The organism is Salinisphaera sp., from assembly GCF_035690525.1.
Classification (GTDB): Bacteria; Pseudomonadota; Gammaproteobacteria; order Nevskiales; family Salinisphaeraceae; genus Salinisphaera.
This window is the reverse complement of record NZ_DASSKM010000058.1, coordinates 1-11,232: the sequence shown is the minus strand read 5'-3', so window position 1 is coordinate 11,232 and position 11,232 is coordinate 1. Positions and strand designations below refer to the sequence as shown.

7 protein-coding genes and 1 tRNA gene are annotated in these 11,232 nt (G+C 60.4%); 5 read left to right on the top strand and 3 right to left on the bottom strand.

The genetic code is table 11. The features are described from left to right. From VFJ08_RS04580 to VFJ08_RS04570, 3 genes are all read right to left on the bottom strand, one after another. A partial coding sequence (locus VFJ08_RS04580) for a DUF2505 domain-containing protein (protein ID WP_324995635.1) occupies positions 1–491 on the bottom strand: 491 nt, incomplete at its 3' end. A gap of 33 nt (positions 492–524) precedes the next feature. Further along, positions 525–1,928 (bottom strand): AarF/ABC1/UbiB kinase family protein, encoded by a 1,404-nt coding sequence (locus tag VFJ08_RS04575; RefSeq protein ID WP_324995634.1) that lies wholly within the window; start codon positions 1,926–1,928, stop codon positions 525–527. A 229-nt stretch (positions 1,929–2,157) separates the two neighbouring features. Beyond that, a tRNA-Met gene (locus VFJ08_RS04570) sits at positions 2,158–2,233 on the bottom strand. 717 nt (positions 2,234–2,950) lie between these two features. Between VFJ08_RS04570 and astD the strand changes: the two genes are divergently transcribed. The 5 genes from astD to VFJ08_RS04545 form a co-directional block, all read left to right on the top strand. After that, on the top strand, positions 2,951–4,459 hold the full coding sequence (gene astD / locus VFJ08_RS04565) for a succinylglutamate-semialdehyde dehydrogenase (RefSeq protein WP_324995633.1): 1,509 nt from the start codon (positions 2,951–2,953) through the stop codon (positions 4,457–4,459). Further along, complete coding sequence (gene astB, locus VFJ08_RS04560; RefSeq protein ID WP_324995630.1) at positions 4,456–5,838, top strand: N-succinylarginine dihydrolase; 1,383 nt, start codon at positions 4,456–4,458, stop codon at positions 5,836–5,838. Before astD ends, astB begins: the two co-directional genes overlap by 4 nt. A 190-nt stretch (positions 5,839–6,028) precedes the next feature. Next, positions 6,029–8,743, top strand: a complete 2,715-nt coding sequence (locus VFJ08_RS04555) for a DEAD/DEAH box helicase (RefSeq protein WP_324995628.1) — start codon at positions 6,029–6,031, stop codon at positions 8,741–8,743. Next, the gene (locus VFJ08_RS04550; protein WP_324995626.1) at positions 8,740–10,371 is read left to right on the top strand and encodes an ATP-binding protein; all 1,632 of its coding nucleotides are present in this window, start codon (positions 8,740–8,742) and stop codon (positions 10,369–10,371) included. The genes VFJ08_RS04555 and VFJ08_RS04550 overlap by 4 nt, the downstream gene beginning before the upstream one ends. Before the next feature lie 110 nt (positions 10,372–10,481). Then, a partial coding sequence (locus VFJ08_RS04545; RefSeq protein WP_324995623.1) for a DNA methyltransferase occupies positions 10,482–11,232 on the top strand: 751 nt, incomplete at its 3' end.

Genomic DNA, 11,232 nt, shown 5'->3' with positions numbered 1-11,232 from the left:
GCGTAGTCGGCCGCCATTTGGTTGCTCAGCGTCAGGTCTTTTTGCACATGCCGGCTGATCGGCCCGGCGACGGCTTTTTCGATCCGGCCGCCGACCAGCGGGACCGAAGCCTTGATATCGAAATCCAGCGTTAGGCGCGAGCCGTTGCCGTGGTCGGCGAGCACGAGTTTCGAGCCGATCTCGACCGGCATTTTTTCGATCTCGATATCGAGCCGGCCCTCGCCCTTGTCGAGCTGCCAGGTGTCGGTCTGGCGCAGATACAGACGATCGCCGATACGACTTTTGATGAAGTCCGGAAACTTCAGACGGCTGGCGTCCAGCGCATGGCGCACGGTAATCGAGAAGCGGTCGCCGGCGCTCTCGGTATCCAGCACATCGGGCGCATTCGCGCCCATCTCTTCGTATTTGGCGAGGTAATAGTTCTTGTCGCCGAACATCTTGAGAATGACATCGGCGGGATGGTCGAAGTCGAAGGTTTCCTGGAATTTCATGAATCGTCCTTAACGATCGAAACGCGGATCGCGTCACGCGTCGGGGCGGATACGCGCGTTTTTTTGATACAGATACGACGCCAGCAGGTCGTGCGCGTTGAGTTCGGCGCCAAGCACCGAGAGCAGCACGAACACGCCGCCGAGACGCCGATGCAAAAACACGATCTCGCGGGGCGGAATACGGAACCAGCGCGAGATCGCGGCATCCTGCACGGCACGCGAGACGCGCCGGAACAGATCGGACTCGCCCCACTTGTAGCGCCCGTCGGGCGTGGACAGCTCGGCCGGCGGCTCGGCGCGGAAGGGCTCGATGATCAGCATGCCGACGTTGGCGAAATCGTCAAATACACGCTGCGGCGAATCGCGCCGGAGCAGGTTGATGCCGATGGCGCCGTCGACGAGTTTGGCGCGGTCGCGCTCGAAGGCACCGGCCACCGTGTCGTAATACGCGCCGAGAAAGCGCGGCGCGAATTCGCGCGTGGCGCCGAAATCCAACAGCACGAACCGGTCGTGGCCGTCTTCGTCGATACGGATCTTGTAGTTGCCGAAATGCGGGTCGGTCTGGACGATGCCCCAGTTGAAGAATTCGAGGAAAAACAGTTCGAGCGCGGCCTCGCTCAGGCGGTTGCGCCGTTCCTGCGACAGGTTTTTCACCCGCTCGCTCTGCACGTGATCGGCGGCCTCGAACGAGGTCACGAGCACGGTCTCGGTCGAATATTCGGGAAACACCTCGGGCACCACGTAGCGATCGTCGTCGGCCAGGCGCTCGCAGAACTCGCGCGTCATACGCAGTTCGCGATCGTAGTCGACCTCGCGATAGATCATCTCGCGGACTTCCTCCATCACCGCGTTCAACTCCATGCCCTTGGGCACGAGCCGCGCCAGGCGCACGATGTTGGTGAGCGTGCGGATGTCGCTGTCGATGGCGTCGGCCAGACGCGGATACTGAACCTTGATGCACAGCTCGCGGCCGTCGGACTTGCGCCACGCTCGATGCACCTGACCGAGCGAAGCCGCGGCCAGCGGCTCCGGATCGATATCGAGTTCTTGGAGACGCTTGTGGCCCAGGCGTTCGATCACGACCGGTTCGAGGTCCTCCCAGGCCACCGGCGGGCTGTCGTCCTGCAGACTGCGCAGGACCTCGATCGCCTCCGGCGGCATGAAATACTGGCCGTAGACCGACAGCATCTGCCCGACCTTCATCACGCTGCCCTTGAGCTGGCCGAGTTCATCGGCCAGAAACTGCGCCTGCTTGACGTAGAACTCGCGATTGCGCGCCTCGCGATCGGACTTGTTGCGAAAGAAGTTGCCCATCGTATGGGTGGCGAAGGACGCACCGGCCATCACCCCCATACGCGCCATCGCGGCGTTGCGATCGAACGAGCCGGTCTTGAGCTTGAGCGGCTTACGTCTGCCACCCTCGGATTTCTTCGCCATAGGAATCGGGCCGTTGACATTGCGTGGCCGTGTAGCGCCAGAGTCTAGCAGTTTGATCGAGCGCGACCATCCGCCCGATTCCGGCACACGCGATCGCCCCGGCTATCACGAAAAAGCCCGGCCGATGATTCGGATGGTTGAATGATGTCGCGGGGGAAAGCGTCATCCACATCTCCCCCACAGCGCGGGGGAGTGTGAGAATCAGGGGCCGCAAACCCTTGATCATGTTTGGTGGCCATGGCTGGATTTGAACCAGCGACACCAGCATTATGAATGCTGTGCTCTAACCCCTGAGCTACATGGCCGTGAAGGCGCGAGATTATGTTCGGCCACGCCCGGCGCGTCAAGGTGGAAGTGGGGGCCTAGATGGCTTTTTAGAACCGATTGCCATTTCATACGGCCCTGCGGTACAAACAACTAATACGCATGAGACCGCCTATCGCGAATGTGACCGGCGGCGGTTTCGCGCTGCTGCGCGACTCCCTTTCGTTTGCTTGTCCAAACGAAAGGAAGCAAAGGAAAAGACACCCTGTCTTGCGCCGATGCTACGCATCGGTGCCCTGCGCGGCTCCGGCCGAAAGAGAACAGCCGGAAACTCGCCGCGCTGAGCGCGGCTCAAACAACCGGCTGTCTTTTTCTCTTTCGGCCTCCACTGCTCGGCGCTGCGCCCAAGGGGACCAATACAGACATCAGTTCGGCAGGTCGTGCCTGTATTCGGTCCCGTTACACGGCGACGGAGACGCGCAGTGGCGGCGGGTGTCCGGCGCACTGCGCCGGTGCGGTCAGCTGTTTGAGGACGGCCAAAGCCGTCCGAGCCTAAAATTATTTTTGGCGCCGCATCCCGTCGCCGCGAGCATCGCAGTGCACCGGCGAAGCCGGCGCCGTGTCGGGTGCCTTTTTCTTGGTTCCTTCTTTTGGGCAAGCAAAAGAAGGAACTCGCACATCAGTGCGAAACCCCAATCCAAACAAAGCCCGCACAATCCAAAGAACACGCCAGACCTTCTAGAAAGATCGGAGACGCCATGCCCCTCGAAACCAAGCAACAACTGTTCATCGACGGCGCCTGGCAGACCGGCCGTGGCGAAGCGCTGACCAAGACCGACCCGATCGGCGGCGGTACCGTCTGGCGGGGTGCTACGGCCGGCCCCGACCAGGTTGATGCCGCGATCGCGGCGGCACGCGCGGCTTTCCCTGGCTGGGCGCGGCGCCCCTTTGCCGAGCGCGTGGCCCTCGTCGAAGCCTTCGGCCAGCAGATCGAGGCGCATAAGGAAGAGCTGGCGACCTCGATCACCCGCGAGACCGGCAAGCCGCTCTGGGAGGCGCGTACCGAGATCGGCGCCATGATTGGCAAGATCGCCATCTCGCAGACGGCTTATCACGAACGCACCGGCGAACGCGCCAAGGAGATCCCCGGCGGCCGAGCGGTGCTGCGCCATCGCCCGCACGGCGTGCTGGCCGTGTTCGGCCCGTACAACTTTCCCGGCCATCTGCCCAACGGCCATATCGTGCCGGCGCTGCTGGCCGGCAACACGGTGGTATTCAAGCCGAGCGAACTGACGCCGGCCACGGCCGATCTCACCCTGCAATGCTGGCAGGCCGCCGGCCTGCCCGACGGCGTGCTCAACCTGGTCCAGGGCGAAAAAGCCGTTGGCCAGGCGCTGGCCGGGCATGACGGCATCGACGGCCTGCTGTTCACCGGTTCGGCGGCCACCGGCAAGTCGCTGCACAAACAATTCGGCGGCCGGGTCGATAAAATCATGGCGCTGGAACTCGGCGGCAACAATCCGCTGGTCGTGGCCGATGACGGTTACGACGCTGGTTATGATATTGGCGCCGCCGTATTGACCATCATCCAGTCCGCCTATATCTCGGGCGGCCAGCGCTGTACCTGCGCGCGCCGTCTGCTGGTGCCCGAGGGCGAGACCGGCGACGCGCTGATCGCGGCGCTCATGAGAGCGGTCGCCGATTTGCATGTCGGCGACCCGATGGACGAAAGCGACCCACCTTTCTACGGCGGACTCGCCACCCCGGCCGCGGCCGAAAAGATCGTCGCGACCCAGAACGAACTGGAGGCGCGCGGCGCGACCGTGCTGGCGCGCAGCGAAATCCTGAAGTCCGGCACCAGCCTGCTCTCGCCGGGTTTGGTCGATGTGACGGCCGTGGCGACCGCCGACGTCGAGCACTTCGGTCCGCTGCTCACGATCCGCCGTACCCGGAGCTGGGACGAGGCCGTCCGCGAGGCCAACAACACCGCCTATGGCCTGGCGGCCGGCCTGATCGGCGGCGACGAAGCGCTTTGGGAAGATTTCCGTCTACGCATCCGCGCCGGCATCGTCAACTGGAACCGCCAGACCACGGGTGCCGCTTCCGACGCGCCGTTCGGCGGCATCGGCGATTCGGGCAATCACCGCCCGAGCGCCTACTACGCCGCCGACTACTGCGCCTGGCCGATGGCTTCGATGGAATCCGAGACGCTCGCCTTGCCCGAAAATCTGCCGCACGGCGTGCGCCTCGACGGCATCGTCCCATGACCGGCTTCGCCGCAAATGCCACCTGCGAAGTCAACTTCGACGGCCTGGTCGGCCCGACCCACAACTACAGCGGCCTGGCCCACGGCAACATCGCCTCGGCCAGCCATCGCGGTTTGGTCTCGAATCCGCGCGAGGCCGCGCTGCAAGGGCTGGCCAAAATGAAAGCCCTGCATGACGCCGGCTTCGCCCAGGGCGTATTGCCGCCGCCGCCGCGCCCGGCCATCGAGATGCTCGATCGGCTCGGCTTCACCGGCACACCGGCCGCGAAGCTAGCCGCCGCCCGGGCCGCCGATCCGGCGATCGTGCGCGCGATCTCCTCGGCGGCGGCCATGTGGACGGCCAATGCCGCCACCGTCACACCGTCCTTCGATGCGCCGGATCGCCGCCTGCATTTCACCGCCGCCAATCTGCAATCCAGCTTTCATCGCGCGATCGAGGCGCCGACCACGGCCGCCGCGCTGGCCGCGATCTTCGCCGACGAATCGCGTTTCGCGCACCACCCGGCGCTGCCGGCCACACCCGCTTTTTCCGACGAGGGCGCGGCCAATCACACCCGGCTCGCCGCGGCTTACGACGCGCCCGGCGTGCATCTGTTCGTCTACGGTCGCGACGGGCTGGATCGCGGCAATGCCACCCAGCCCGGCCCCAAGCGCTTCATCGCCCGCCAGACGCTGGAAGCCAGTCAAGCCGTGGCGCGCCAGCACGGGCTGGGCGGCGAACAATGCGTATTCGCCCGTCAGAGCGGGCGGGCGATCGATGCCGGCGTGTTCCACAACGACGTGATCGCGGTGGGTAACGGCCCGGTCCTGCTCTACCACGAGACGGCGTTCGCCGAGGAAGACGCCATGCTCGCCGAACTCCGCGATAAAATGAACGCGCGCGGCGCAACGCTGTGCCCGGTGCGGGTCACGCGTCAGGCCGTATCGCTGGCCGACGCCGTGGCGACCTATTTGTTCAACTCGCAGCTACTCACCCGCGCCGACGGCAAGATGGTCGTGATCGTACCGGCCGAATGCGAACGCCATCCGGCCGTGGCCGCCGAACTCGATCGCATTGTCGCCGCAGAGGCCAACCCGATCGCCGAATATCGTGCCTACGACGTGAAGCAGAGCATGGACAACGGCGGCGGCCCCGCCTGTCTACGCCTGCGCGTTGTGCTGTCCGCCGCCGAGCGCGACGCGATGAATCAAGGCGTCTTGCTCAACGACGCCCGACACGCCGAACTCGCCGCCTGGATCGAACGCCATTACCGCGACCGGCTGGCGATCGACGACCTGGCCGACCCGCATCTCATCGACGAAACCCGCACCGCGCTCGACGAACTGACCGCCCTGCTCGGCCTCGGATCGATCTATGCGTTTCAACAAGTCGCGAACTGACTTAACAGCAGAACAAACAAGCGCCGATTTCCAAGCACACCAAGAGGTCGTAGCGATAACCAGCCATCGAAGCATACAGATACTTCGTCGTTATACGCATCTGCGTGCAGAAAATTTAGTTGGTAGGCTTGGTGCTTTAGGGGGATGCTAGCGGATCGTCGCGCTGCTGGCGGAGGGTATAAGGCGAAGAATGGCACTGCATAAGGATTTTCCGCGCTCACCTTTTGAGATTCCGGATAGCGGGCACCGCTGGTTTCCTGCTGACGAGGCCATGCGGGACAGCGCCTACGAAAAGCTCCTACCACCGCTGGTCGCCAATATTCGAAAAGAGGTCAGCCAATGGCGCACGGACGGCTACCCGGGCGCGTCGGGCACATCCGGCGCACTGCTGAACTGGTGGTTTGAGCAAGACCACATGCTTGAAGAAGCCAACGGCACGCTCTCGCCGTTTTCGTACTATTTCGCCCAGCGCGAAGCGGTTGAAACGGTTATCTGGTTATACGAAGTTCGCCAGGCCCGCGACAAGTTCGATCTAATGCGTTTTGACGCATCCGAGGCTATTTCTGCGGGCATGTTTGCTGAGAACTGGCCACGCTATGTCTGCAAGATGGCAACCGGCGCCGGTAAGACGAAGGTGCTGTCGCTACTGATCGCCTGGAGCTATTTTCACCGAACCTATGAAACAGGTTCCGAGCTAGCACGCAACATCCTATTGATTGCGCCCAACATCATCGTGCTGGATCGTCTGCGCACGGACTTCGACGGGCTGAAAATCTTCTTCAACGATCCGATCTTGCCCGATAACGGCTTCGAGGGTCGTAATTGGCGCGATGACTTTCAAATGGCGCTGCACATACAGGACGATGTGCGCATTGTTCGGCCTACAGGCAATCTCTTTCTGACCAATATCCATCGCGTCTATTTGGGCGATGTGAGCCAGCCCTCGCTGGAAGACGAGAACCTGACCGACTATTTCCTGGAGCCATTCGGACCCAAGCCAACCGGCAAAACGACCGCCCCCGGAACGGATCTTGGCGAACTCGTTCGCGATATTGACGAACTCGCCGTGTTTAATGACGAAGCGCATCACGTCCACGACGAGCGTATGGCTTGGTTCAAATCCATTCAGGACATCCACCATCGGATGCTCCAGAAGGATGGCCGGCTCGCCTTGCAGCTGGACGTGACCGCTACGCCGAAGCACAACAACGGCGCGATCTTCGTCCAGACCGTGTCTGATTATCCGCTGGTGGAGGCGATCCATCAGAACGTGGTCAAGCATCCGACCCTGCCGGACGCGGCCAGCGTGAGCCGGCTTTCCGAGCACAAGAGCGCGCTGTTCACCGAACGATATGCCGACTATCTACAGCTCGGCGTCGAGGAATGGCGGGTAAGCTATGCCGAGCACGAAAAGCTCGGCAAGAAAGCCGTGCTGTTCGTGATGGTGGACGACACCAAGAACTGCGATGAGGTCGGCGAACACCTGGAGAAGATCGCGCCGGAGTTGGAAGACAGCGTGCTGGTCATTCACACCAAGAAGAACGGCGAGATATCCGAAGCCAAGTCTGGAAAGAAGCTTGAAGAACTCGAGTCACTGCGCCAAGCGTCCAACAATATCGACAGCTGGCAAAGCCCCTATAGAGCCATCGTTTCAGTATTGATGCTCAAGGAAGGCTGGGACGTTCGGAACGTGACCACGATCGTGGGGCTGCGCGCCTACAGCGCCAAGAGCAATATTCTGCCAGAGCAGACATTGGGGCGTGGGCTGCGTCGTATGTATTTCGACAGCGACGAACCGGAGTACGTCTCGGTAATCGGTACGCAGTTATTCATGGAATTTGTTGAAGGACTGAAGACGGAAGGCATCGAATTTGAGCGTAAGCCGATGGGCGATGCGGCACGACGCAAACCGTCGCTGGTTGTCGAGGTCGACACCGAAAACGAAGACAAGGATATCGACGCGCTTGATATCGCCATCCCCAAGCTGACACGCCGATTCAACCGCGAATTCCGCGATCTGACCGAGCTTGATGTGACCGCGCTCGGCAACGAAAGACTGCCGATCAAACCATTTTCGCCGGAGCAAACGCGCGAAATCGTCTTCAAGACCATGCTCGACGATGCCGCGCACCATACCGTCAATCTCGACGGTATCGGTCCGGCAGACTATCGCTCGGTCGTCGCCTTTTTCGCTCGTCAGTTGCTCAAGGAACTACGATTGGTTGGCGGCTACAACGTGCTCTATCCTAAGGTGCGCGACTTCATACGCGATCACCTGTTCGAGAACAGCCCGGTCGATCTCGAAGACCCGGTAGTGCTGCGCAATCTGTCGGAGCCAGAAGCCGCCAAAACGATCTTCGACAATCTCAAGGCAGGCATCAACGCGATTACGGTCGCGGATAGCGGCACGTCTCGTATCGAAGACTATATCCGCCTGAAGAGTACGCGGCCGTTCTCGCCCAGCAATCGGCCCTTCATGCAGTCGAACAAGACGATCTTTTCCAAGATCGTAGCTGAGCCGGGAACCGGTGGTTTCGAGCTGGCCTTTGCGGCTTTTCTGAATAGCGCGTCGGATGTTGCCGCCTTTACCAAAAACTACCTAGCGATCGGTTTTGCGATCGACTATGTGAAGGCGGACGGTGATCTGTCGACTTATACGCCGGATTTCATTGTGCGCACAGTGGAAGGCACCGTGTTCATCATCGAGACCAAGGGCCGCGAGGAAATCGATCTGCCACAGAAAATGGCCCGTCTGCGCCAGTGGTGCGCGGATGCGACGCAGGCCAGCCTTGCGAACGGCGGGCCAGAATATCGCTTCGTCTATGTCGACCAAGCCGGCTTCGAGCGCAATCCTCCGAAAGATATGGCGGGTCTGGTTGCCTCCTTCCGTGAATTTCAACCATGACCTCGTTGGAGGAGTTGCGACACTGGATCGCCGCGCCCGAGGCTGAGCATCTCGAGTTCAAGTCGGCGCGCCGCAACTATCACTTCGAGAAGCTGCTCGATTATTGCGTGGCTTTGGCGAACGAAGGCGGCGGCAAAATAATTCTCGGTGTAACGGATGCCAGGCCGCGTACCGTCGTCGGCACTGAGGCTTTTGCCGAGCCAGGCCGAACTTCTGCAGGCATTCACCAGAATCTTAGCCACCGCGTACCGATCGAAGAGCTGGCGATGGATGGCCGCCGTGTACTGGTTGTACACGTTCCGAGCCGGCTGCCAGGCACGGCTTGGCATCACGATGGGAGATATCTACGTCGCGCTGGGGATGATCTCGTGCCGATCCCGCCGGAAGAGCTTCAGCAAATGCTGTCGGAAGGCGGGCCTGATTTTTCTGCGACGGCCTCGCAGGCTTCGCTAAGCGATCTGGATACGGAGGCCGTCGACGCGTTTCGTAGTCGTTGGGCGCGTAAGTCCGGTAAGCCGGAGCTTGGAAATCAAAGCGTCGAGCAGCTACTGACCGATGCGGAGCTGATCTTCGATGGACGGATCACTATCGCCGCGCTAGTTTTGTTTGGCAGTCGAGAAGCTTTGGGACGCTATCTCGCTCAAACAGAGATTGTGTTCGAATATCGATCGTCCGACGCTTCGGGCCCAGCCCAGGACCGGCTCGATCTACGCAGAGGCTTTTTCAGCGTTTACGACGAGCTTTGGCAGAAGATCAACGTACGCAATGATCGCCAGAGTTATCAGGATGGCCTTTTTCGCTACGATATCGCGACGTTCGACGAGATAGCGGTTCGCGAGGCGTTGCTCAACGCCGTTGCGCATCGCGACTATCGGTTGGGCGGCTCGATCTTTGTGCGTCAATATCCGCGTCGTCTCGAGATTGTAAGCCCAGGCGGCTTTCCGGTTGGCATAACGCCCGACAACATCCTCGACCAACAGAACCCGCGTAACCGCCGCATTGCGGAAGCGTTGGCCCGTTGTGGCCTGATTGAGCGTTCTGGCCAGGGCTTGAACCTCATGGTCGAGAACGCGATCCGTCAGAGTAAGCCTTTGCCAGACTTCGCTGGCTCAAGTGAGCACGAGGTGCGTCTTACGTTGCAGGGTACGGTGCAAGACCCGGCTTTCATTCGTTACCTGGAGAAAGTGGGGGCTGAGAGGCTGGCTACTTTTTCCACTTACGACTTCCTCGCCCTCGATGCGCTACGGCGCAAACAGCCGTTGAGTGATGTGATGCGCCAGCGTTTGCCGGCTTTGGTCGAGAATGGCGCCGTTGAAAAGCTCGGCCGTGGCCGTGGGGTGCGTTATATCCTCTCGCGATCCATGTATGGCGCGCTCGGCCGCAGCGGGACGTACACGCGCGAGCGAAGGCTGGCCCATGAGACGAACAAAGAGCTCTTGCTCAAGCATATTCGCGATAACGATGAAAAAGGCAGCGCGCTCTCTGTGTTATGCCAAGTCTTGCCGGACCTACCAGAACGGCAGGTTCAAAGTCTTTTGCAGGAGCTTCGCGGCGAAGGAAAAGTAACGCTCGAGGGCCAGCGCCGATGGGCACGTTGGCATTTGCCGGACACCAAGAACGACAGCTAAGAACCGTAGTTCTTAGCTCGTTTTTAGAAATCTGCTGACTATAATAAATTCAATGAGTTACAAGAGCGCCGGCTCGGTTTTAAGAGCGGGTAGCTGTTCAAAGAAATACTATGGCCAAACCAACGCAACCGACGAACGTGCTTTCCGAAGCCGAAAAGCGCGACCTGATCCAGCTCATTCAGGCAGACAAACCACTACCGGACAAATACCGCTTCCTGCTGTTCGAGGACAAGCGCGAAGTGGAGCTGGTCTGGAACGGCAAGACCGCCGATGTATGCAATGCCGTACTGCCGTTCCAGACCTTGGAGCATATCGACGAGCCGCGCGAAGAGACCAAAGTTCAGAGCGATCTGTTCGACGCCCGCGGGCGACAGAAGGGCGGCTGGACCAACAAGCTCATCTGGGGCGACAACAAGCTGATTCTGTCGAGCCTCAAGTCCGGCGCGCTACGCCGCCAAATCGAGGAAGCCGGCGGCCTCAAACTTATCTATATCGATCCGCCTTTCGATGTCGGCGCCGACTTCTCGATGGACGTCGAGGTCGGCGGCGAGACGTTTCACAAGGAGCCGAACCTGCTGGAGCAGATAGCTTATAGAGATACTTGGGGCAAAGGTGCCGATTCTTTTATCTCAATGATTTACGAGCGGCTGCTCTTGATGCGGGATTTGTTAGCGCCCGATGGAAGCATATATGTGCATTGCGACTGGCGTGTAAACAGTTTAATTCGTCAAGCATTGGACGAGGTTTTTGGACCGGATCGTTTCGATTCAGAAATAATATGGAAGGCAACTAATACGCATCCCAATAATAAGACATACGGAAATGTTCATCAGACGATATATTTTTATCATAAAGGTGAAA